Source organism: Polyangium jinanense, from assembly GCF_028435365.1.
In genome coordinates this window covers 32,380-55,168 of the sequence record NZ_JAGTJJ010000042.1, presented here as the reverse complement: position 1 = coordinate 55,168, position 22,789 = coordinate 32,380, and the positions used below count along the sequence as shown (strand labels likewise).

Sequence of the window (22,789 nt, the reverse complement as noted above, 5' to 3'; positions counted from 1 at the left end):
CCTCGTGTTCGGGGGAAACGGCATGGTACAGCGAGGCCGCCCACCGGTGTCACTTTTTTCTGGGCGCGCGTTCGGGTCGCTTGTCGAGGACCCTTCGACGCCTACATTTCGCGTCCCCTGCGCGAAAGATCGCGCCGTATCCCGGAGACGAGAGAGCCCATGCGAGCCATTGCCATCGAACAGTTCGGAGGTCCCGAGACGCTTACGCCCATGGATCTGCCGACGCCCGAGCCCCGCCCGGGCGAGGTGAGGATCCGGATCGCCGCATCCGGCATCAACCCGGTCGACTGGAAAATTCGCGAGGGATACCTGGCGAAGGCCCTTCCACACCGATTCCCGCTGATCCCCGGCTGGGAGTGCGCAGGCACGATCGACGCGCTGGGCGCGGGCGTCAGCCGTTTCCAGCGCGGCGACGTGGTGTACGTATATACGCGCAAGCCCGAGGTGCAGGGCGGGACGTACGCCGAATTCGTGGTCGTGCCGGAGTCGATCGTGGCCGCGAAGCCGAAATCGCTGCTGCTCCACGAGGCCGCGAGCGTGCCCCTGGCGGGGCTGACGGCGTATCAGGCGTTGTTCCGGCGCGCGCCGGGCGTGGGGCCGGGGCGGACGGTGCTCGTGCACGCGGCGTCCGGCGGGGTCGGGATGTTCGGCGTGCAGCTCGCCAAGCACGCAGGGGCGACGGTGATCGGTACGGCCGGGCCCGACAACCAGGATTTCATTCGTTCGCTCGGCGTCGATCATCCGATCGATTACCGCGCGGGCGACGTGCGCGCGGCCGTCCGGGCGATCGCGCCCGAGGGCGTGGACGTGGTGTTCGATTGCGTGGGCGGCGAGACGCTTTCCCTGAGCTACGAGCTCGTGAAGCCCGGCGGGCGGCTCGTGAGCGTGGTGGATACGCCGAACGCGGACGAGGCGAGGGCCCGCGGGATCGAGGCGTATTACCATTTCGTGGAGCCGAACGCGGAGGAGCTCGCGAAGCTCGGGGAGCTCCTCGACGCGGGGAAGATCCGCACGCACGTCTCGTCGATCCTGCCGTTCGCGGAGGCTGCGCTGGCGCAGGAAAAGAGCCGCGAGGGGCGCACCCGCGGCAAGGCCGTGCTCGTCCTGTAAAACGGTCGTCCAGACATGCGGCCACGCGGGGGGTTCCGCGTGGCCGCGCGCGTCAGGGTTTTTCCTCGGGAGCCGGCGGCGGCAGGTTCTTGCCCCAGACGAGCTGGCAAGCCGCGACAGCGAGGCAAAGCACGAGGCAGAGGAGCCAGAAGAGCGGGAGGCCCGTCTTCGGCAGGAGGCGCGTGCTGATCGAGGGGGCGCCCATCGCGCCGAAGCTGAAGGTGAGCGAAAAGGCGCCCTGGTAACGGCCGCGGAGATGCTTCGGCGAGAGGTCGGCGACGATGCTCGCGTTCACGGGCGCGAAGATGATCTCGCCGAAGGTCCACACCGCGATCGTGGCCATGTAGGCCGGGAGCGTCGAGGCGAGCGCCACGGTGCCGAATCCAATGCCCGTCAGCGTCGCGGCGGCCGCGAGCAGGACGCCGCGCGGGACGTCCTTCACCCACCGCGTGACGAGCGGCTGGCAGAGCACGATGAGCAAGCAATTCGTGGCGACCGCGATGCCGTAATGCTCGGTGGTGAGGCCCTTCTGGCGCATGTCCTCCGGCATGGCCGAGAGGTGCTGGAAAAAGACCAGCGTGAGCGCGAGGTTGCAGAGGAGAAACGGGAGGTACTTGCCGTCGAAGAAGGGCGTGAGCACGCTGCCGCGATTGTCGCGGTGCGCCTCGGCCGGGCGGCTTTCGGGGACGGAGCGCCAGATGATCGCGGCGAGGACGAGCGTCGTGAGCGCGTCGCCGAGGAAAAGCGCGAAGAAGCTCCGCTTCGCCATGAAGCCGCCGAGGACCGCGGCGAACGCATACCCGAGGTTTACGGCCCAGTATTGCAGGGAGAACGCCTTCACGCGGTGCTCGGGCGGCACGATGTCGGCGACGAGGGCCTGGCTCGCGGGGCGGAACATGTCCGAGAAGAAGCCGAGGAAGACCGTGGCCGAAGCGATCTGCCAGGTCTCGCGCGCGAGGCCGAGGCCGATCATGAAGGCGGAGCTCGTGACGAGCGCGAGGAGCATCGTGGCGCGGCGGCCGAGGCGATCGGAAAGGGCGCCGCCGAGCAACGTGCCCGCGAGCGAGCCGGCGCCGAAGAGCGAGGCGATGAGGCCCGCGGTGGGGAGGTCGAGGCCTCGCTGCTGCGTGAGATAAACGAAGAGGAGCGGGACGACGAAGCTGCCCGCCCGGTTGACGAACATGCCGGCCCAGAGCGACCAGAACGCCCGGGGCAAACCGTCGGTGATGCCGGCAAAACGTACGGCGAGCGAGCTCATGTCCCGGTGTACCGGAACCGAAGTTCGTCGAAGAACGATTCCCTCACCCCCATCCCCTCTCCCTCTCGGGAGAGGGGAGAAAAGGCGTCGTTCACCCCTCTCCCGGAGGGAGAGGGGCCGGGGGTGAGGCGCATACAATTCACGATTGCCGCGACGGTGCCGCGCACGCGCGCGCACGTCAAGCGCGGAGCATCAAAAGGATCGGATGGCCGCGCTGATGCCGGGCGCGCCGCGGTTGCCCGCGACGTCGCCGTCGCCGCCCTTTCCGCCGTCGCCGGGTTTGCCCGTGGCGAGCGAGACGGCGCCGCGAAGCTCGGGCTCGGCGCCGACGTGGGCAATCACGACGGCAGGCCCGCCGAGGCCGCCGCCGCCGGGGCCACCCTTGCCGCCCGCGCCGCCCGCGCCGCCCGGACAAGCGTCGGGCGCGGAGAGGCCTTTTCCGGTGCCGCCCTTGCCGCCCATTCCGCCGGCGCCGCCGATCTGGCCATCGGCGCCGTTGCCGCCGCGGCCGCCTCGATGGACCGCGACGCGTCCGTCCCAGAGCACGATCGTCGATTCGATGCTGGCAATGCCGATGCTCGCGCCGCCGGCCCCGCCGCCCATGCCGCCATGTCCGCCGCAGCCGCCGGTGCCGCCGCTGCCGCCGCTCGCGCCGGCCCCGGGCGTCGCATTGGCGCAAATCGAGGCCGCGCCCCGCGCGCCCCCGGCGCCGCCGCCACCTTGGCCGGGCAAACCAAACCCGCCGGTGCCGCCCGCGATGCCGAAATATCCCGTGGCGTCGAGCCGGCCGAAACCCGCCGCGCCCGTGCCGGGCGTGCCCCGTGATCCTTGATTGCCGGGCGCGCCCTTGCCAGCCGCGCAGCTCCAGCCGCTCCCCGCGTCGCCCGCGCCGCCGAGGCCGAAGCTCGGCGCCGCGGGCGTGCCGAGCTCGCCGGCCTTTCCGGGGGTCGATTGCAACGAATCCGGCAGGATCGCGCCGCCGTCGCCGCCTTGTCCGCCCATGGTGACGCTGCCGCCCTCGCACATGCGCTCGACGCGCGTGCCGCCCGGGGTCCCGAGGTCGGGATCGGCGACGCAGGCCGCCTGGCCGTCGAGTCCGTCGAGGCCGTCGAGCGCGGGATCGGACGGGAGGCTCGCGCCATTCTCGCCGTCTTTGCCCTCCCCGGCGCGCACGTCGCAGCGCCAGAGCTCGGCGTGGGTGTGGTCGGCGAGCAGGGCGATCGACGATCCGCCGGGGCGGGTCGCGTCGGCGGCGAAGACGGCGAGGTCCTCGATGCGGGTCGCGAGCGGGCCGGGCGCGAGCACGAGCGGGACCTCGTCGGGCGAGCCATAGAGGCGGGTCTTTACGGTCTTGTCTTTCCAGCGGTAGCCTTCCTGGCAATCGAGGCCGCCGAAGACGCTGGCGCCGGCGGGCAGGACCAGGCGCTCGTAAAAGTCCTCGGCACAGGCGTAGATGGGGCGGCCTTCGCCGGCGATCTGCGCGGCGTGGGCGAGGGTGCGGAAGGGTTTGTCCTGTGTGCCCGGGCCGTCGTCGTCGCCGAGGGTCGTCGAGACGAAGACGCCGCAATCGGCGGGGACGGGCCCGTCGTTCCAGGCGGGCACGCAGCGCGGGACCACGTAACGTTCGCCGGTGGCCCTCGTCTCGCAAATGGGGCCATCCGTGCATTCGGCTTCGGGAGCCGGGGCGCAGCTCACGCCGAGCGTGAGCAGGGCGAGGGGCAAAAGGGCGAGGCGCGCGGCCCCGCCGAGGTTCGTCGGCATGATCGATCGCTTCCGGAGTGGGCTTGAAATGGAAGAGGACGGCGCTCGCAGCGAGCATGCGTCCAGGGCCCTCGAGGGCCGCCGGGCATCGCATCGCGAGCGCCGACGATTTGGATGACGAGGCGTGGGCCCGGTTGCGGAAATCGCGGAAGGACCGCAAGGCGCGGAGCGCGTGTTCGGGACGATGTTGACGGGCCCCGGGCAGTGCTCTAGGAATGAGGAATCAATGAAAAAGGTTCTCGTCGGGACGTCGTTGATCCTCGGTCTTTGGGGCGCCGGGTCCGGCTGCACGGGCGAGGGCGGCGCGGGCGGGCGCGGCGGCACCGTGATCGACCCGAGCGAGCTGAAGGCATCGGTCGCCTTGGGGGACGTCGAGCTCTCGTGGGTGAAATCGAGCAAGCCAGCGTCGCGGATCGTCCGCGCCGAGAATGCGATGCCCAAAGGCCCGGACGATCCCATGGCGACCGTCGTTTACGAGGGCGCGGCCTCCACGGCGAGCGAGCCGCTCCGCAATCTGGTGGCCACGACGCCGGACATGCCCCGCACGTACCATTACGCCGTGTACGGCTGCGATGCGCCGGGGAGCTGTGGGGGCAGGCCGGCGACGGCCGAGCTCGCCGTGACGATCGGGCAGGCGCTCATCGGTGGCGGGTACAACCTCGTATGGCGTCACGCGGAGGCGGAGGTGTGCGAGGACGCGTTCCAGCTCGGGACGGCGGCCGAGACGTCGTCGCCGGGCTGGTGGAAGAGCTGCGATTCGAACTGCGCGACCGCGACGGCGCGGCAGCTCAATGCGACGGGCATCTCCCAGGCCGAGCAGATGGGGCTCGCCATCAAGAACCGAGGTTTTCCGTTCGGGCGCGTGCTCGCGAGCGAGTTCTGCCGCTGCATGAGGACCGCCGAGCTCATGAACCTCGGCCCGGCGGTCGAACCGAACCAGGACATCACGGGCTTCGCGTACGACGAGGGGAACCGCTGCGCGAACACGATGTCGCTCGTAGCGACGGAGCCTCCGCCGGGCACGAACGTGGCCATCGTGGGCCACGCGGGGCACCAATGCGGCGTGCTCGACGCGCTCCAGTGGGGCGAAGCCGCCATCTACAAGCCCGACGGCAGCGGCGGGTCGATCTACATCACGCGGGTCGATTCGACGGGCTGGGCCTCCTTGCAGTAACCTTTTCCCTTGGGGCCAGGCCCCGGGCAGGCGACGATGACGCAGATGCTTTCCTTCGAGCCGAAACGAAAGACCCGGGTGCTCGTTGGCCTCGCGTTCCTGCCGTTCGCGCTCGGCGCCTTGTTTTTTCTGGGGGCGTCTTTGCGGTCGGCGTCGATTGGGTCGCGGCTCGCGGCGCACACGGAGCGAAGGACGGACGACGGGCCGATCGCGATCCGCGGCGAGCTTTCGCTGCTCAAAGCGTCGTCGTCCTCGCCGCTCGGCGCCCCCGCCGCGGGGTGGGTCGGGGCCGTCGGGCGCCCGTCCCCGAGCGGCGGCGGCCGATTCGAGGTTTTTTGCGCCGTGGGCAGCTTCGACGACGTGGCCGTGCGCAGGAACGACGGGTTCGCTTTCCGGCTCGTTTTTGCCAAAACGAACGAGCGGGTGCGGATCGACGAGGAGGAGGACGCGGCGTGGCTCTTCGGCGACGATCCGCGGGTGGGAATCGCGGTCGCGTCGATGAAGGAAAAGGAAGCGACGGGGCTCGAGATCCCGGTTTCGATCCGGGAGGCGTGCGGCAAGGAGCTCGCCACGCTGGGGGATTCGGCCGTGTACCGGGAGCGTGTCCTCGCGGACGGCATTCCGGTGACGGTGCTCGGTTGCAAGCAGACGAATGACATCGTGCCCTGCCGGGACGGCCTGGATTTCGTGACGATGGATCCGCTCGATCGCGCCAAGGAGCGCATCGGAAGCAGGATGAGCCCGCTGCTTTTTCTCGGGGGGCTTTTTTCGCTCGTCGTGCTCTCCGCGGCCGGTTTTGCGGTGCTGTCGCTGGCGAGCCGTACGCGGAGGAACTTCCGATGATCGTCACATTGCTCGGGGCGGGACTTCTGGTCGCCGGGAGCGCGCTGATCTTTCGGGCGCGGGAAGGGGCGGCGCTGGTGCTGGAGGTGTGGCGGCGCCCGACGAAGAAGATTGCGGAGATCGAGCCCGGGGTGGTGGAGCTCGCGGGGACGATTGCCGCGGCGGAGGAGCCGATCGACGGGCTCTCGCGGAAGGGCTGCGTCGCCGTGCGCACCACGCTTCGAGGGTTTTCCGGAGATGGGAAGCGCCGGCAGCGGCTCGGGGAGCGCTCGGTTCTGCGCGCGTCGCGGGCGGCGCTTCGCGACACGAGTGGCACGTGCGTGGTGGATCTCGGGGACGCGGAGGTGGTCGGGGACGAATGGGTGTCGCCCGCCGTGCGCGTGGAGGAGGCGCTGTCGTCGTGGCCGCCGTGGGCGCGGGATCTGGTGCCGCCCGGCGCGACGCACGTGGAGGTCGAGGAGGCGGTGGTGCCGGAGGGCGCCGACGTGATGATCACGGCCGCAACGCGCAAGCAGGAGCGCGTGGACGGGTTTTACAGGGACGCACGGGCGCGCTGGGAGCTCGGCGGATCCGAGGAGATGCGTAGCCTCGTGACGGTGGGGGGGCAGGCGCAACTATTCCGGCGGACGGGCGGGGCCGTGGCGTTTGCGGTGGTGTGCGGGCTCGTCCTCGTCGTGCAGGGAATTGCGACGATTCTGGCGGGGATTCAGCTCTGAGGGGTTGCGACCTTACGAGGTGGACGGGGGAGGTGTGAAAGGGAGGCGTCAAAGAGCGCGAAACGGGGGCGGGAGGCTTCGGGGAGGAGCGCGTCTTCGCGCGGAAACGCGCGGGGAGGGGTCGACGGGAGCTTTTTGGCGAGGCTCGCCGTGCGGGGAGGGGTCCCCGCAGGAATTTCCCCGCGGGGAGGTCGGGGGGAGAGGGCCTCCCCGCGAGATTTTGTCGCCGAGGGGCGGGCGGAGGAGGGGTCCCCGCGGAGAATTGCAGGGCGGATTTTTGGCGGGGAGGGGTCGCCGGGGGGAGCGCGGCGCGGGGATTTTCGTGGGGAGGGGTCCCCGGGGTGGGCGCGGTTGGGTTCGGTCTGGTGCGGAGGGGGGCTGTTGACAGGGGTGGCCGCTGTGACCTGTCATGGTGGGCCTGGTCATGACCTTTCATCGCGTGCTCTCACCCTCGTCGCACCCTCGCCTTTGGGTCACCGGTGCCGCCCTGATGCTCGTGGGTGCTGCGCTGCGGTTCCTTCGGCGCGGGCTTCCGGTGCTCTTCGCTTTTTGCGTTTCGGCATGGCTCCTCGGGTGCGGCGCGGCGGGCGTGCCCGCGGTGGGGTGGGCGCAGGAGCTCCACGGAAAGAGCGTGTTTCGCGTCTGCCGGCGTCATCCCCGCGTCGGCCCGAATGCGCGCTACTGGTACGAGCTCGGGGACGGAGTGCATCGACCGGCGTTCGAACCGCTCGAAAAGCTCCTGGAAAATCCTTCGGTCAAGGCCGTCTTCGTTCATGACCCCCACGCGCCGTCCGAGAGCCGGAAGCTCTTGGGGCTCGCGTACCAGGATCTGCCCTGCGACAAGCCGCCGCCGCCTCCGCCTCCGCCGGAGAAGGAAGTGGAGAAGCCGAGCGCCGAGGCACGCACGACCGTCCGAACCGTGACGCGGACGTCGGCGATAAGGCCCTGCGACAGGCCGAGAAACAGGCCTCCGGATCAGCGTTTCGTCGGGCAAACGGCTCCCACGCCCGCACCCACGCCTGGCACGAGAGTGCCGTGTCCGCCGCCTCCTCCCGGGAAAACGTATGAAGAACAGAAGGCCAGCTTGGCGCGGAGGGACGCCGAGGAGGAGGCGAGGCGCATCGGTGAGCGGATCGGACGCGAATGGGGGGCGACGCTTGGCAAAGCGGATGGAGTGAGGGACTCCATCAACGTCGTCTATTTGGGAAACTTTGGCTACGACATTCGGGACAAAGCCGATAGCCAAGTCTTCGAGGACATCCGGACCAATCTCGCCCAACAACTGGATGCAATCCCGGATTTGCCGACGTACGACGACGAGGGGCTCGCCAAGATCGCCTGGGAGGCATTTCTCAAGGGGTATGGCAAAGGCTGGGCGGATGCCGAGCTGAAATTCGCGATCCTGAACGCCCTGGCGGACGCCCTGTTGATGGTCGGCTCCGGGGGAGCGGCAGCCCTGGAGACCGCGGGGGCGAGGGTGCTGCGGGCCGCCCAGCAGAGGCTACGGAGCATGCCGGTGTTCCTGCCGAGCGCGGCCGGCGGACCGGGCGGGTTTTTGCGGCGGCCGAAGCTGCCGAGCGCGCCGGCTCCGAGCCCGCCGACGGCCTCGACGCCGCCCAATGGGACGACGGTCAAGACGACGACGCAGCCCCGCGCGGGGGGGAGTGCTGGCGGGCCGAGAGCTGGCAAGCTATTCACAGCAAAGGGTAAGGCAGAGATCGATGCGGCCAACGCTGCGCGAAATGGAGGAGTGAACGTTTGCGAGACATGCGGTTCCCAAGCCGTGCCCGCCCAAAAGTCACAGCGCGGCGTCCGCCCGCCGGGAAACGAGCGCCATCGTGACCACCAGATTCCTCGAAGCAAAGGTGGCAACGGAGATCCCTCCAATGGCCAGATCCTCTGCCGCGACTGCAACTTAAAGAAAGGCGACACGTTATGAACGAACAGCCGCATCCTGAGCACGTCAAGATTCTATTCGATGTCGAGAACGAGGACGGGACCGTCGATCTCGAGAGCCTGTGGGCAGTTCCCGTATCGAACGGCTACAGGATAGACAATATCCCGTTCTACGCCCGGGGCGTGGCATACAACGACATCGTGGCGGCCACACCGGATGAAGGCGGCATGTTGCGTTCTTCTGGGCTGGTCACGGCGTCCGGTCATAGCACTGTACGCTTGTGGTTCGAAGAAGAAGGGGATGTTCGCGTTGTGCGAGATCATCTGCGACAAATGGGCTGCGAGTCCGAGTTGGATCTGCCTCGGCTCGTTGCCGTCGATATCCCGCCGACTGTTCCCTACAACGACGTGCGCAAGTTCTTGGATGAACAGGAAGCTGCCGGGGTTCTCGAATACGAGGAGGGCTGCCTGGGGGACGTGTGATGACTGATCACCTCACACGGCCGGCGAGTGCAGCATCACGATTCACGCACCGGGGGGCAGAGCTTTCTTCTGGGGCCCAAGCTGACGAGTATGGACAAACACCCTGCCAAAGCTGCGATGACATGCAAATCGACGACCGCGGAGAACCCCTGAGCGAGCAGTCCCTCCAAGAGCTGGAGGAGAAGTTCGGCGTGCGCCCGCCCGAGCCCTATCGCCGGTTTCTGCCGGCCGCCCCACCCCGCCGCCGCGGACGAGAAGAGCACCGAAAACCTGGCCTTTTCCCGCGCTTTCCGCTACGCATCGGGCTCCCAGGATGAAGCCCGGAGACGTCGTCGCGGATCGGTTCGAGCTCGACAAAGTGGCGGGCTCGGGCGGCATGGGGAAGGTGTTTCGCGCGAGGGACCGCAGGACGGGCGGGCTCGTCGCGCTGAAGGTGCTCTGGGCCCACGCGCACGCCGACACCGAGACGCGCTTCGTCCGGGAGGCGGAGCTGCTCGAAGGGCTCGATCACCCAGGGATCGTGCGGCACGTGGCGCACGGGCTCGGCGCCGAAGGGGAGCCTTGGCTCGCGCTCGAGTGGCTGGAAGGCGAGACGCTGAGCGACCGGCTCAAGCGCACCGGGCTCGACGCCGCGGAGAGCGTGGGCGTCGCGCTGCGCGTGGCCGAGGCGCTCGGGGTCGCGCACGCGGCGGGGATCGTGCACCGGGATCTGAAGCCGGGGAACATCTTTCTCGTGGGGCAGAGCGCGACGGATGTGCGTCTGCTCGATTTCGGGATCGCGCGGGTCGAGGGCGGCGAGGCGCTGACGAACTCGGGCTACGTGCTCGGGACGCCCGCGTACATGGCGCCGGAGCAGGCGCGGGGATCGAAGCGAATCGACGCGCGGGCGGATGTGTTCGCGCTCGGTTGTGTGCTGTTTCATTGCCTGACGGGGCGGGCGCCGTTCGCGGCGGAGGAGATGCACGCGGCGCTGCTCAAGGTGGTGCTGGAGGAGGCGCCGCGGGTGTCGTCGCAAAGGCTCGGGGTGCCGGAGGCGCTCGACGAGCTCGTGGCGCGGATGCTGGCGAAAGCGCCGAAGGATCGGCCGCGGGACGGGGCCGCGGTGGCGGCGGAGCTCGCGGGGCTCGGGCTCATCGAAGGCTCGGACGCGATCGAGGCGAGCATGCGGCCGAGCGGGCTGACGGGCAAGGAGCGGCGCGTGGTGTCGCTCGTGCTGACGAAATTGCCGCCGGGCGAGCGGGCGCCGAAGGTTGGGGAGAGCGAGGTTTTCGCGCCGACGATCGAGCTTGCAGGGGCCGAGACGGCGATGGACGCGGAGAGCGGTCGGTCGAGGGCATTCGCGGCGATCGTCGAGCGATATGGGGGGCGGCTCGACGCGCTTTCGGATGGGACGCTCGTGGTGAGCCTTCTGTCGACGGGCGCGGCGACGGATCAGGCGGCGCGGGCGGCGCGATCGGCGCTGGAATTGCGGGCGGCGTTGCCGGAGGCGCCGATGGCGCTCGTGGCGGGCGCGGAGGTGTCGTCCGAGGGGCTGCCGATGGGCGCGGTGATCGAGCGCGGCGTAAGGCTGCTCGGGAAGAAGGCGACGGCCGGCAAGGCGCCGCCGATCCGGCTCGACGACGTGATGGCAGGGCTGCTCGACGTGCGGTTCGATGTCGATGGCGACGAGGGCGGCCTTTATCTGCGCGGCGAGCGCGACGTGGCGGAGGCGGCGCGCACGCTGCTCGGCCGGCCCACGCATTGCGTCGGTCGCGAGAGCGAGATGGCCATTTTGATGGCGCTCGTCGACGAATGTTTCGAGGAGCCGCTCTCGCGCGCGGCGGTGATCCTGGCGGCGCCGGGCATGGGCAAGAGCCGGCTCCGGCACGAGCTTTTGCGCAAGGTGCGCGAAAAGCGGGATTCGGTCGGGATCTGGGTCGGGCAGGGCGATCCGATGAGCCAGAATTCGCCGTTCGCGCTCGTGGGGCAAATGCTGCGCGGGCAGGCGGGGTTGTCCGGGGGGATGCCGCTCGATGTGCAGCGGCAAAGGCTCCGCGCACGGCTCGGGCGGCACCTCGCGGGCAAGGCGCTCGAACGGGCCGTGATGTTCCTCGGGCCCCTCGCGGGTGTGCCGCCGGCGGACGAGGAGAGCATCGAATTGCGCGCGGCGCGGAGGGATCCTTTGCTGATGGGGGATCAGATCCGGGCCGCGTGGGAGGATCTCCTGCGCGTCGAGACGGAAGAGCGGCCGGCGATGCTCATCCTCGAAGATTTGCATTGGGGGGATCGGCCGACGGTAAAACTCGTCGACGAGCTGCTCCGCGCGTTGCCCGAGCGGCCGATTTTCGTGCTGGCGCTTTCGCGGCCCGATCTGCCGGAGGTGTTTCCGGGGCTCTGGGAGGGGCGGCCTTTGCAGGAGATCCGGCTGAAGGAGCTGTCGAAGAAGGCGGCCGAGCGGCTCGTGCGGGAGGTGCTCGGCGACCGGATCTCGGACGTGATGGTGGCGCGGCTCGTGGAGCGGGCCGGGGGCAATGCGTTTTACCTGGAGGAGCTGATCCGCGCGGCCGAGAGCGGGCGGGCCGCGGAGCTGCCGGAGACGGTGCTCGCCATGGTCGAGGCGCGGCTCATCGCGCTTCCGCCCGAGGCGCGGCGGCTTTTGCGCGCCGGGAGCGTATTCGGGCAGGTGTTCTGGCGAGGCGGGGCCGCGGCGCTGCTCGGCGAGGGGACACGCGAGGACGCGCTCGGGCCGATGCTGACGGATCTCTGCGCACGGGAGCTCGTGGTGAAGCGGCCGCAGAGTCGTTTTCCCGCGCAGGAGGAGTATGCGTTCCGGCACGCGCTCGTGCGCGAGGCGGCGTATGCGGCGCTGACGGAGGCGGATCGCGCGCTGGGGCACGAGCTCGCGGGGGCGTGGCTGGAGGAGGCAGGGGAGCGGGACGCGGTTGTCCTGGCAGAACATTACGAGCGCGGAAAGGCAACGGCGCGGGCCGCGGCGTGGTACCGGCGGGCGGCGGAGCAGGCGCTCGAAGGGAACGATTTCCGGGCGGCGATCGAGCGGGCCGAGAAGGGGGCGCGGGGCGCGTCGCCCGAGGCGCGCGGGGAGCTCGCGTGGATTCAGGCGGAGGCGTATCGCTGGCTCGGGGAGGCGGCCGAGGCTTCGGCGCGCGCTGCGAGCGCAATGCAAGCGCTGCCGCGGGGGAGCGGGGCGTGGTACGGGGCGGCGGCGACGGCGGCGTCGATGCTGGTCCGGCTCGGGCAAAAGGACGCGCTGGAGACGCTCGCGGAGGCGGTGCGCGCGCCGGGCGCGGAGGCCATGGGCACGTCGGCGCCGGCGGTGAGCGCGGTGGCGCACGTGGCGGCGTCGCTGCTGCATGCGGGAGAGCACGCGGCGGCCGAGGTGCTCATCGGGCAGCTTGGAATGGCGGCGTGGCCCATTGCGGAGCGGGATCAGGGGGTGGCGGCGCGGCTTTACGCATTGCACGCGTCGCGGGCGCTCTGCACGGGGGATCCGGCGGCGTCGCTGCTCGCGACGGAGCGAAGCATTCCGGCGTTTCTCGCGACGGGTAACCGCAGGGATGCTTGCGTGGGGCGGGTGAACGCGGCGCATGCGCGCATTCAGCTCGGGCTGTTTGCCGAGGCGGAGCGGGATCTCGTGGAGCTGCTCGGCGAGGCGCGGCGGCTCGGGCTGTACAACGTGGCGGCGCTGGCGAAGCAGAACCTCGGGCCTGCGCTCGCCGCGCGCGGAGCGCTCGACGAGGCCGAGCGGCATTTGCGCGAGGCGATATCCGATTTCGCGCAGCAATCGAACCGGCGGCAGGAGGGGCGGGCGCGGATTTACCTGTCCGCATTGCTGCTCGCGCGCGGGGACCTGGAAGCGGCGGAGATCGAGGCCGAGGGCGCGGCCGAGGCGCTGGCGGCAATCGGGCCGCTGCGGGCGTTCGCGCTCGCGGCGTGGGCGCGCGCGCTGCTCGCGCAGGGCAACTGGCCGTCAGGGCTCGGCATTGCAGGGGCGGCGATGGGGCTTTTCGCGTCGCTCGGGGGCATGGAGGAGGGCGAGGCGCTGCTTCGGCTGGTGTATGCCGAGGCGCTGGTCGCGTCGGGGAGCGCGGCGAGCGGGAAACACGCGATCTTCCAGGCGCGGACGCGGCTCCTCGCGCGGGCGAACCGAATGACGGACGGCGCGACACGCGAGAGCTTTCTCGAGCGGGTGCCCGAGAATGCCCGCACGATGGAGCTCGGGCGCGAGCTCGGTGCCGGAGCCTGAGAAGTGCCGTGACCGCCTGACGCCGTAGGTTGGCGCGTGGTGCCTTGTGCCAGCGTGCGCCAGGGGGACGGCGAAACAAGGAACGAGCTTCGACGCTGAAATCGTACCTCGTGCCTCGGGCATGCGGTTTGCTCCGCTTCGGCTCCTCGCTTTGGAGGTCCTCATGAAACTACGGTCTCTGCGCTCGCTTTCCGTGCTTCCTTTGTTGCTGGGTTCGTTCGGCGGGACCCTCGCCGCTTGTATTGCCGTGGATAGCACCGGAATGAGCTCGGGGGGGTACGTCGACGAGGCGTCGGGCGGAAGCGGTGGAGGCGGGCCTGGGCCCGTGGGGTCGGTGGGCGTGGGCAGCAGCTCCTCGGGCGGGTCCCTGGGGGAGCAGCCGCCGCCGGATCCGGTCGTGCCCTCCCCAGGCGCGGACGCGGGCACGGACGCGGCCGCGGAGTTCACCTGCGAAGGGCTCGACAGCTCGAAGCCCGTCGTCCTTTATCTCTCGGCCGACGATTCCAATTCGATGGGCTCCCCCGTCCACGCGCGCGAGCTCATCGGCATGGGCATCACGCCGATGGCCCAGGAGATCCGCACGTACGAGTTTCTCAATTATTATCGGATCCAGTACGACGCGCCGGCCGCGGGCAAGCTCGCGCTCTACCCGGAGCTCGCGAATACCGCGGTCGCGAACGAGCTCGATTTCCAGATCGCCGTGCGCTCGTACGACGCAGTCAAGCCGCGGCGCCCGATGACGGTGACGTTCGTGCTCGACGTGTCGGGTTCGATGGGCGGCCCCGGCATCGAGCGGGAGCGGGCGGCGGTGAAAGCCATCGCCGCGAGCCTCGCCGAGGGCGATATCGTCAATGCCGTCACCTGGGACACGAACAACAACGTGGTGATGAGCGGCCACGTGGTGACGGGGCCGAACGATCCGGAGATCGTGTCCCTGGCAAACGGGCTGACGGCGAACGGCGGGACGGACCTGCACAGCGGCCTCGTCGCGGGTTATGGGCTCGCCGAGCAGCATTATGGTTCGGGGCGGCTGAACCGCGTGGTCCTGATCAGCGACGGCGGGGCGAACGTGGGCGAGACGGACGCCGCCTTCATCGGGGAGAAATCGAAGGACGCCGACAAGGAGGGCATTTACCTGGTCGGCGTGGGTACGGGGCCCGGCGGTTCGTACGACGATCGGCTGATGGATATCGTGACCGACAAGGGGCGCGGCGCGTACGTCTACCTCGACGGCGTGGACGAGGCCTCGCGCATGTTCGTCGAGCGTTTCGACGAGACGATGGAGATCGCGGCGCGCGGCGTGCAGGTCGAGCTGACGATGCCGTGGTACTTCCAGATGCACAAGTTCTACGGCGAGGAGTATTCGGAAAACCCCGAGGAGGTCGAGCGTCAGCACCTCGCGCCGAGCGACGCGATGATCTTCAATCAGGTGCTCAAGGCCTGCGACCCGGCGCAGATCGTCGCGACCGACACCATCACCGTGCGGGCGCGCTGGAAGACGCCGCTCACGTACCTCGACCAGGAGACGTTCGTGACGACGACCGTGGGGGACCTGCTCGCGGCGCAAAAGGCAGGGCTGCCCAAGGCGAAGGCCATCGTCGCGTTCGCCGAGGCCCTGAAGGCGCCGACGTCGCAGAACCTGGCCGACGCGCACGCGATGGCCGTCGCGGCGAACGTGAAAGGTGACGATCCCGAGTTGCTCGAGGTCGTGAGCCTCATTCAGAAGCACCCGCAGTATTGATGCCTCCGTAGCAACCTTAGGGGTTCTCCCGACGGTATGGAGGCCCGTTCGTACGGCTTCCGTCCATTCGCGGCTACTCATCCCCGTCCATTTACTGCTTTGCCAGATTCGGCGCGTCAGGGACATGGCGCTGGCTATATGTCCATGGTACCCCCTGAGACCATTTCAATTTGAACGACTCAACGGCCTTTTCGGCCGTGGGAGGGTGGCATGGACGGTGGTGGAGTCGACCGCGGACCTGCTGCTGAGGCGGCCATTTTGCGGACGCTGCTCGATAACCTGGACGTCGTCGTCTGGGCCGTCGATTCCGAGGGATACATGCGGTTTCACGACGGGAAAGCCGCGCGGCCCGAGGGAGATCTGACCGGGAAAAACGTTCACGATCTTTATCCGCCCGAGGTCAACGTATGGCTCGAGCGCGCGCTCCAGGGCGAGGCGCACCGCAAGATCACGGAGCCCGCGCCGGGCCATTTCTGGGAGAGCTGGTACACGCCGGTCAAGGACGCGAACGGCCAGGTCACCGGCGTGATCGGGATGTCGATCGACGTCTCCGAGGCGCAAAAGGCGCAGCGCGAGCTCACGCAAAAGCTCGAGGTGATCGAGCGGCAGCAGGACGTGATCCGGAACCTGGAGACGCCGGTGCTCGAGGTCTGGGACGGCGTGATCGCGCTGCCGCTCGTGGGGATCATCGATTCGAGCCGCGCCGCGCGCGTGATGAACGATCTGCTCTCCGCGGTTTCGCGCACGGGCGCCCGCTTCGTATTGCTCGATTTGACCGGCGTCGATGTGGTGGATACGGCGACCGCGAACTACCTCATCGGGATGGTGCGCGCCATCGGGCTCCTCGGCGCGTGCGGCGTCGTCACGGGCATCCGGCCGAACGTGGCGCAGACGATCGTGTCGATCGGAATGGATCTCTCGTCGTTGAAGACGCTCGGGACCCTGCGGCAAGGGCTGGCGTATTGCATTCGGCAAATGGCCGCGCAGAAGAAGGAGCCGGCGTTTTAGTCGACGTCCTCGCCCTTCCACGCCGCCTCGATGTCCGCCGTGTCGTCGAAGGGGAGGGGATGCAGGCGTCGAAAGGCTCTCCGAAGGAGCGGCCCGCGCGAGGTCGCTGGTGTTTCGTCGAGCGCACGATACGCTTGCGCGCATGACCGTGTCGCCTCCGCCCGTGCCGCCTGGCAAGAGCCCCTTTCATGTCCGCGGCTCGACGTATCTCGGGGTTCGCTCGTACATCGACGAACAGATCCCGGGCGGGCTCCCGGCCGTGCTCGCGCACGTGCCGGACGAGGCCGTCCGCGCATTCGCCTCGCAGGTATTTTTGCCCGTGGCCATGTACGACGTGCTCCCGCTCCGGCCCATCACGGAGGCGACGGCGCTCGCGGAGGGGATGTCGTACGAGGAGTCGGTGCGCGGGCGGGCTCGGATCGTCGCCCAGCGCGACATCCGCGGGCTCTACAAGCTGTTCTTCAAGGCCGTGTCGCCGGCGACGGCCGCGGAGCGATTGCAGCGCGCGTCGCTCCGGTATTTCGATTTCGGGGAGCTCGAGATCCTGGAGAAGGGCGCGAAGCGGACCTTGCTCGTCCAGAAAGGCATGCCGCGCTTTCTTTGGCCCTGGTACCTGCCCATGATCGAGGGATACACGGCCGTCGTCCTTTCGATCGCCGGCGCACGAAACCCGACGACGCGCGTGGAGCCGCCGCGGCGGGACGGGGAGCGCGAGGGGCTCGAGACGGTGTCGTTGCGAATCGAGCTCGCCTGGAGCTGAGCGACTCGCCCGTTCGACGCGGGTTTCCAGGAATGCCCGTTCGCAGCCATTTGCGCGAAGAGACGCAGAGTTTTCCCGCTGGCAAATGAAAAAGAGGCCGGGCGTCCTCGGAGATTCAGGGTAGAGTGGGGGCGTCGAGGAGGCCCATGCGGCACGATTCCACAGGACGAACGTTCGCCCGGGAGAGCATTGCGGCGCAGGCGCTCGGCTGGGTGGACGCGGAGACGCGCGCGATCGTCGCGCCCATTCACCCGTCGACGACCTTCCTGCGAGACCCGGACAATCAATACCGGTCGGGCAGAGTCTACGGTCGGTCCGACAATCCCACGTTCGATCAGGCCGAGGCGCTGGTGACGTCGCTCGAAGGCGGGGCGCAGAGCATGCTGTTCGCCTCGGGAATGGCCGCGGCGACGGCCGTGTTCCTGAGCCTTTCGTCCGGCGATCACGTCGTCGTGCCGGAGGTGATGTACTGGTCGCTCCGAAGCTGGATTTGTGGCCCGGGGGAGCGGTTCGGCCTCCGGGTGTCGGTCGTGGACATGTCGAACCCGGAGAAGGTCGCGGCCGCGATCGAGCCGGGCAAGACGAAGCTCGTGTGGGTGGAGACGCCCGCAAATCCGCTCTGGGGCGTGACGGACATCGCCGAGGTGTCGCGGCTCGCGCACGCGGCGGGGGCGCTCGTCTGCGTGGACTCGACGTCGGCGACGCCGGTGCTGACGAGGCCGCTCGAATGGGGGGCGGATTTCGTGATGCATTCGGCGACGAAATATCTGAATGGTCACTCCGACGTGCTCGCCGGGACCTTGACGGCGGCGCATCCGAGCGATTTCTGGGAGCGCGTGCGGGTCACGCGGTCGCAAGTCGGCAGCATCGCGGGGCCGTTCGAGGCCTGGCTACTCGTGCGTGGAATGCGGACGTTGTTCCTGCGGGTGCGGGCGGCGTCGAAGAGTGCGCTCGCGGTTGCCGAGCACCTCGAGCGACATCCGCGGGTGCTCTCCGTGTTGTACCCGGGGTTGTCGTCGTTCCCGGCGCACGCGGTGGCGGCGCGGCAGATGGACGGGGGGTTCGGCGGGATGCTGTCGGTGCGGATCCGCGGCGGCGAGGAGGCGGCGGTGCGGGTCGCGTCGCGCGTGTCGCTCTGGAAACGCGCGACGTCGCTCGGCGGGGTGGAGAGCCTCATCGAGCATCGCGCGAGCGTGGAAGGGGAAGGCTCGCCGGTGCCGAAGGATCTGCTCCGGCTCTCGGTCGGGATCGAGGCGGCCGCGGATCTGATCGAGGATCTCGACCTGGCGCTCGGGGGCTAGCGCGGTTCTTGTGAAAACGCGCCCGTCGGTGCATCCTCGCGCCGATGGAGTCGATTCCGCCCTGGATTCTCGCCCGTTATCGTGACCTCGAGGGGCGGCCCCACGCGCCCCATGGCGGGGGCCTCATCAACCGCACGTTCCTCGTCGAGGGGCGCGCGGGGAAGGTGATCGTGCAGCGGCTGCACCCGGTGTTCGCGGGTGTGGTGAACGAGGACATCGACGCCGTGACCGCGCACCTCGCGCGAAAAGGCCTGGTGACGCCGCGGCCTCTGCGCACGGGCGACGGCGCGCTCTGGGTCGATGACGAGGAAGGGCGGCCGTGGCGGGCCCTTTCGTTCGTGGAAGGGCAGAGCCACGACCGCGTGTCGGGCCCGAGCTTCGCGCGCGAGGCGGGCCGCATGGTGGCGCGGTTTCACGCGGCCGTCGCGGATCTCGTGCACGACTACCGGCACGTGCGGGCGGGGGTGCACGATACGAAGAAGCACCTCGCCACGCTGGAAGCCGCGCTCGACGCGCACGCAGGGCATCGGCTGTTCGGCGAGGTCGAGCCGCTCGCGCGGCGCCTGCTCGCCGAGGCCGCCCGGCTTCCGGATCTCTCGAAGCTCCCGCTTCGGCACGTGCATGGAGATCTCAAAATATCGAATCTCATGTTCCAGGGCGAACAGGCCGTGTGTCTCGTGGATCTGGACACACTCGGCCAGATGATCTGGCCTTTCGAGATGGGCGATGCGCTCCGGTCCTGGTGTAATCCGGCGGGCGAGAACGTGGATCTCGTGGCGATCGACGCGGATACGTTCGGCGCGGCGCTCGCGGGGTACGGCGAGATCGCGCGGGGCTCGGGGCTCGTGTCGGCCGAGGAGGCGGGGGCGATCGTTTCCGGGCTCGCGACGATATGCCTGGAGCTCTCGGCGCGGTTTCTCGCGGACGCGCTGCGCGAGGTGTACTTCGGCTTCGACGCGCGGCGATTCCCGGCCCGGGGCGAGCACAACCTGGTGCGTGGCAAAGGGCAACTGGCGCTCTTCGACAGCGTACAGGCACAGCGCACGGGGCTCGAGCACGCGGCGCAGATCGCGCTGGGCTGAGTCACCGGCGCGGTTCGTCCTGCGGGAAAAGTTTGCCCTGCACGCACTCGGGTCTTGCCGCGGGATCGGATCCATGATCGTTTGCCCGGCAATATTTGACCATCCTCTGGCCCGAGTCCCGGAAGTCTCGTCTCTCGCCGCATGAGCGGCGGGTGCGGGGGACGCTTGCGACGTCGGCCGTCGAGGAGGCGTGGAGGGTATGATGATCAAGCGAGGTTTCTTCGGGGTGATGTGTGTCGGCGCGCTGCTCGGCCTCTCGAGTGTCGCCGGCGCCGAGCCCATCACGCAAAACACCGATCCCAACACGGTCGCGCCGAATAACTCGGTGGCCTGCGGTGACCCCACCGGCACGACCGAAAACTCCTTTTATCGAGCGTTCGATCTGTATGGCCTCGGCATTCCAGCGAGTGCGATTCGCAGCGTGCAGTTCGGTGTCCAAGGTGTGACCGGCGGCCCGAAGCAGGAGATCTTGGTCAAGTTCTACACGCTCAGCTCGACGATGCTGCTGGCGAACCTCGTCCCGTTCGGCTCGGCCGTCCCCGTGACGGTCCCGAATCAGCAGACGTCGCTGATCACCGTCCCCCTGAATCCGAACCTCTCCTTCGATACGCAGGACCAGATCGTCGTCGAGATCAACGCGCTGGATGGCCAGCCGACCGGCACCTCCTTCTACATCGGCTCGAATGCCGCCGGGCAGTCGGCGCCGAGCTACATCCGCGCGGAGGCCTGCGCCATGTACGGCCTCGACGAGATCACGGATCTCGCGGTGGCCGGCTTTGGGGACATGCACATCCTCATGACGCTCGACGTCGGCTTCTGCGGCGACGGCCTGGCCGAGGCCCACGCCGGCGAGACGTGCGACGACGGCAACACGGACAGCGGCGACGGCTGCGATTCGAACTGCACGATCACAGCCTGCGGCAACGGCGTCCTGACGGACGGCGAGGCGTGCGACGACGGCAACACGGACAGCGGCGACGGGTGTGACCTGAACTGTACCCCGACCGCCTGCGGCAACGGCGTCCTGACGGACGGCGAGACGTGCGACGACGGCAACGCGGACAGCGGCGACGGGTGTGACGTGAACTGTACCCCGACCGCCTGCGGCAACGACGTGGTCGCCGGCGGCGAGACGTGCGACGACGGCAACACGGCAAACGGCGACGGCTGCGACGCGAACTGCACGCCGACGAGCTGCGGCAATGGCATCGTGACGGGCGGCGAGCTCTGCGACGACGGCAACACCGTGGGCGGCGACGGCTGCGACGGCAACTGCCTCAACCCGAGCTGCGGCAATGGGTTCGTCGGCGTCGGCGAGACGTGCGACGACGGCAACGACACGAACGGCGACGGCTGCGACGTGAACTGCACGGCGACGGCCTGCGGCAACGGCGTGCTCACGGACGGCGAGGTCTGCGAGGACGGCAATACGGCAGATGGCGACGGCTGCGATTCGAACTGCACGCCGAGCGTCTGCGGCAACGGCATCGAGACGGCGCCGGAGGAGTGCGACGACGGCAACACGATCGATGGCGATGGCTGCGATTCGAACTGCAAGCTGCCCGACTGCGGCAATGCGATCGTCAACGAGGGTGAGGCCTGCGACGACGGCAACAAGAGCGACGGCGACGGCTGCGATTCGGACTGCTCGGTCACGGCGTGCGGCAACGGCATCCAGACGCTCGGCGAGGAGTGCGACGACGGCAACGAGGTCGACGGCGACGGCTGCGACACGACGTGCAAGTCGACGGCGTGCGGCAACGGCATCGTGACCGACGGCGAGGACTGCGACGACGGCAACGAGGTCGACGGCGACGGCTGCGACGCAAACTGCACGGCGACAGGCTGCGGCAATGGCGTCGAGACCGACGGCGAGCAGTGCGACGACGGCAACACGACGGACGGCGACGGCTGCGACGCAAACTGCAGGGTGGAGTCGAACGGCGAAGGCGGCGCGGGCGGCGCGGGCGGCGCGGGCGGCGCGGCCAGCGGCGGCGAGAACGTCGAGGGCGGCTGCGACTGCAGCGTGGCGGGCGAGAGCGACACGAAGACGTCGCTCGGCCTCTTCGGCGCGCTCTTCGCGGCCCTGCTCGTGCCCTTCCGGCGTCGTCGCCGGGCGGCGCGAGCCTGATCCTCACGGAGAGACTCCCTCACCCCAACCCCTCTCCCTCGCGGGAGAGGGGCTTTTTTTCTAAAATTGTGACCATTGCGGAAGTCGGTGCGTCCCCGCGAAAAGCATGGACGCCGCCATCGGTGGCGGGCTATGTTCGCCTTCACGCGCGCTTCTTGCCGTGATGAAAGCGAGATTCCCATGAGAATGCTTCTTCCCGTGGTCGCCATTTCTTTGGCAATGGTCGGTTGCTCGAGCTCCGGGAACGTCGACCTGGGGGCAGGGCCCGCTGGGCCCGGTGGATCGGGCGGAAGCGGTGGGAGCGGGGGCAGCGGTGGGAGCGGAGGCAGCGGCGGGAGCGGCGGCGGCAGCGTGAGCGAGAAGTCCTATACCGTGACGTTCGACCCCGTGAAGGTGCCCGCCGGGACGGAGCGGACGCAATGCGTGGTGAAGCGGCTCGGGAACGACGAGCTCGTGCGGGTTCACCGGATCCAAAACGTCCTGCCCACAGGCTCGCACCACCTCATCGTGTACCGGACGAACGACACGGTGGAGCAGCTCGAGCCGTTCGATTGCCAGCCCTTCGCCGACACGCTCGACCCGTCGAAGGGCGCGCCGGTGATGATCACGCAGAAGCACGAGGATACGCTGACGCTGCCGGACGGCGTGGCCTTCACGATGCAGCCGAACCAGATGGTGCGGCTCGAGATGCATTACCTCAACGCATCGCTGGCGGAGATCGAGGTGGGGGCGACGTCGACGTTCTACACGATGAAGGAAGCAGACTTCAAGGACGAGGCCGATTTCCTCTTCATCGGAAACCCCGACATCAACATCGCGCCGCATTCGACAGCAACACTCGGGCCGACGTTCATGAAGCTGCCCTCGGACCTCGTCGGCTCGAAGTTCTTCGGGATCACGGGGCACACGCATCAATGGGGCAAGAACGTGACCGTGGCGTCGGCGCCGTCAGCAAACGGGCCAGATACGAAGGTCTACGAGGTGGATGGCTGGATCTGGAGCGAGCCGCCGACAGTGGTTCACGACCCGCCGTTCCAGATTCCCGAGGGCGGTGGCTTTCGATTCACGTGCTCCTGGGACAACCAGAGCAACGAGCAGGTCGGCTTCGGAGAGTCGGCAAACGACGAGATGTGCTTCTTCTGGGCCTACTACTACCCGAGCAAGGGGTCGCGCGTCTGCGCACACACGGACCAGATCGGCGGCGGGCTCGACGTGTGCTGCCCAGGCGATCAGCTGTGCGGGCTGCTGTTCTGAGGGCGTAGCGCCGGGGTTTCACCCCGGG

Annotated in this window: 16 protein-coding genes; 14 read left to right on the top strand and 2 right to left on the bottom strand. The window is 68.9% G+C overall.

Annotated features, from left to right (window positions below; translation table 11 throughout):
• The first annotated feature begins 159 nt into the window (after positions 1-159).
• The gene (locus KEG57_RS39855; RefSeq protein WP_272420937.1) at positions 160-1,110 is read left to right on the top strand and encodes an NADP-dependent oxidoreductase; all 951 of its coding nucleotides are present in this window, start codon (positions 160-162) and stop codon (positions 1,108-1,110) included.
• A gap of 52 nt (positions 1,111-1,162) precedes the next feature.
• Here the strand turns inward: KEG57_RS39855 and KEG57_RS39850 are convergent, their stop codons facing one another.
• Both KEG57_RS39850 and KEG57_RS39845 read right to left on the bottom strand, forming a co-directional pair.
• Positions 1,163-2,368 carry an MDR family MFS transporter gene (locus tag KEG57_RS39850; protein ID WP_272420938.1) on the bottom strand — a complete coding sequence of 402 codons (1,206 nt, stop codon included), beginning with the start codon at positions 2,366-2,368 and terminating at the stop codon, positions 1,163-1,165.
• Between the two features lie 192 nt (positions 2,369-2,560).
• Entirely contained in the window at positions 2,561-4,129 is a 1,569-nt protein-coding gene (locus KEG57_RS39845; RefSeq protein WP_272459485.1) for a PGRS family protein, read from the bottom strand.
• Positions 4,130-4,355: 226 nt separating this feature from the next.
• Here KEG57_RS39845 and KEG57_RS39840 point away from each other — a divergent pair, with 226 nt between their 5' ends.
• The 13 genes from KEG57_RS39840 (at position 4,356) to KEG57_RS39780 (ending at position 22,761) form a co-directional block, all read left to right on the top strand.
• Positions 4,356-5,303 carry a histidine phosphatase family protein gene (locus KEG57_RS39840; protein ID WP_272459484.1) on the top strand — a complete coding sequence of 316 codons (948 nt, stop codon included), beginning with the start codon at positions 4,356-4,358 and terminating at the stop codon, positions 5,301-5,303.
• A gap of 36 nt (positions 5,304-5,339) precedes the next feature.
• A complete protein-coding gene (locus KEG57_RS39835; RefSeq protein WP_272459483.1) occupies positions 5,340-6,146 on the top strand; it encodes a hypothetical protein in 807 nt (268 codons plus the stop codon).
• On the top strand, positions 6,143-6,862 hold the full coding sequence (locus KEG57_RS39830) for a hypothetical protein (RefSeq protein ID WP_272459482.1): 720 nt from the start codon (positions 6,143-6,145) through the stop codon (positions 6,860-6,862). Before KEG57_RS39835 ends, KEG57_RS39830 begins: the two co-directional genes overlap by 4 nt.
• A gap of 490 nt (positions 6,863-7,352) precedes the next feature.
• Positions 7,353-8,801 carry an HNH endonuclease gene (locus KEG57_RS39825; RefSeq protein WP_272459481.1) on the top strand — a complete coding sequence of 483 codons (1,449 nt, stop codon included), beginning with the start codon at positions 7,353-7,355 and terminating at the stop codon, positions 8,799-8,801.
• Positions 8,798-9,241, top strand: coding sequence for a DUF4265 domain-containing protein (locus KEG57_RS39820; protein WP_272420944.1), 444 nt, complete (start codon positions 8,798-8,800; stop codon positions 9,239-9,241). Before KEG57_RS39825 ends, KEG57_RS39820 begins: the two co-directional genes overlap by 4 nt.
• A 313-nt stretch (positions 9,242-9,554) precedes the next feature.
• Positions 9,555-13,484, top strand: coding sequence for a serine/threonine-protein kinase (locus tag KEG57_RS39815; protein WP_272459480.1), 3,930 nt, complete (start codon positions 9,555-9,557; stop codon positions 13,482-13,484).
• Between the two features lie 163 nt (positions 13,485-13,647).
• Complete coding sequence (locus tag KEG57_RS39810; RefSeq protein WP_272420946.1) at positions 13,648-15,225, top strand: vWA domain-containing protein; 1,578 nt, start codon at positions 13,648-13,650, stop codon at positions 15,223-15,225.
• Positions 15,226-15,435: 210 nt separating this feature from the next.
• Entirely contained in the window at positions 15,436-16,233 is a 798-nt protein-coding gene (locus KEG57_RS39805) for an STAS domain-containing protein (protein ID WP_272459478.1), read from the top strand.
• A 142-nt stretch (positions 16,234-16,375) separates the two neighbouring features.
• Entirely contained in the window at positions 16,376-16,993 is a 618-nt protein-coding gene (locus KEG57_RS39800) for a hypothetical protein (RefSeq protein WP_272459477.1), read from the top strand.
• Between the two features lie 146 nt (positions 16,994-17,139).
• Entirely contained in the window at positions 17,140-18,294 is a 1,155-nt protein-coding gene (locus tag KEG57_RS39795) for a trans-sulfuration enzyme family protein (protein ID WP_272420949.1), read from the top strand.
• A gap of 44 nt (positions 18,295-18,338) precedes the next feature.
• Positions 18,339-19,376, top strand: coding sequence for a phosphotransferase enzyme family protein (locus KEG57_RS39790; RefSeq protein ID WP_272459476.1), 1,038 nt, complete (start codon positions 18,339-18,341; stop codon positions 19,374-19,376).
• A gap of 199 nt (positions 19,377-19,575) precedes the next feature.
• On the top strand, positions 19,576-21,507 hold the full coding sequence (locus KEG57_RS39785) for a DUF4215 domain-containing protein (protein ID WP_272459475.1): 1,932 nt from the start codon (positions 19,576-19,578) through the stop codon (positions 21,505-21,507).
• A gap of 180 nt (positions 21,508-21,687) precedes the next feature.
• Positions 21,688-22,761 (top strand): monooxygenase, encoded by a 1,074-nt coding sequence (locus KEG57_RS39780; RefSeq protein ID WP_272420952.1) that lies wholly within the window; start codon positions 21,688-21,690, stop codon positions 22,759-22,761.
• Positions 22,762-22,789: the final 28 nt, after the last annotated feature.

What these genes read in the sequence shown, in the direction of transcription:
- KEG57_RS39855 (WP_272420937.1), top strand. Translation starts at nt 160, where the DNA reads ATGCGAGCCATTGCCATCGAACAGTTCGGAGGTCCCGAGACGCTTACG.
- KEG57_RS39850 (WP_272420938.1), bottom strand. Translation starts at nt 2,368, where the DNA reads ATGAGCTCGCTCGCCGTACGTTTTGCCGGCATCACCGACGGTTTGCCC.
- KEG57_RS39845 (WP_272459485.1), bottom strand. Translation starts at nt 4,129, where the DNA reads ATGCCGACGAACCTCGGCGGGGCCGCGCGCCTCGCCCTTTTGCCCCTC.
- KEG57_RS39840 (WP_272459484.1), top strand. Translation starts at nt 4,356, where the DNA reads ATGAAAAAGGTTCTCGTCGGGACGTCGTTGATCCTCGGTCTTTGGGGC.
- KEG57_RS39835 (WP_272459483.1), top strand. Translation starts at nt 5,340, where the DNA reads ATGACGCAGATGCTTTCCTTCGAGCCGAAACGAAAGACCCGGGTGCTC.
- KEG57_RS39830 (WP_272459482.1), top strand. Translation starts at nt 6,143, where the DNA reads ATGATCGTCACATTGCTCGGGGCGGGACTTCTGGTCGCCGGGAGCGCG.
- KEG57_RS39825 (WP_272459481.1), top strand. Translation starts at nt 7,353, where the DNA reads ATGCTCGTGGGTGCTGCGCTGCGGTTCCTTCGGCGCGGGCTTCCGGTG.
- KEG57_RS39820 (WP_272420944.1), top strand. Translation starts at nt 8,798, where the DNA reads ATGAACGAACAGCCGCATCCTGAGCACGTCAAGATTCTATTCGATGTC.
- KEG57_RS39815 (WP_272459480.1), top strand. Translation starts at nt 9,555, where the DNA reads ATGAAGCCCGGAGACGTCGTCGCGGATCGGTTCGAGCTCGACAAAGTG.
- KEG57_RS39810 (WP_272420946.1), top strand. Translation starts at nt 13,648, where the DNA reads ATGAAACTACGGTCTCTGCGCTCGCTTTCCGTGCTTCCTTTGTTGCTG.
- KEG57_RS39805 (WP_272459478.1), top strand. Translation starts at nt 15,436, where the DNA reads ATGGACGGTGGTGGAGTCGACCGCGGACCTGCTGCTGAGGCGGCCATT.
- KEG57_RS39800 (WP_272459477.1), top strand. Translation starts at nt 16,376, where the DNA reads ATGACCGTGTCGCCTCCGCCCGTGCCGCCTGGCAAGAGCCCCTTTCAT.
- KEG57_RS39795 (WP_272420949.1), top strand. Translation starts at nt 17,140, where the DNA reads ATGCGGCACGATTCCACAGGACGAACGTTCGCCCGGGAGAGCATTGCG.
- KEG57_RS39790 (WP_272459476.1), top strand. Translation starts at nt 18,339, where the DNA reads ATGGAGTCGATTCCGCCCTGGATTCTCGCCCGTTATCGTGACCTCGAG.
- KEG57_RS39785 (WP_272459475.1), top strand. Translation starts at nt 19,576, where the DNA reads ATGATGATCAAGCGAGGTTTCTTCGGGGTGATGTGTGTCGGCGCGCTG.
- KEG57_RS39780 (WP_272420952.1), top strand. Translation starts at nt 21,688, where the DNA reads ATGAGAATGCTTCTTCCCGTGGTCGCCATTTCTTTGGCAATGGTCGGT.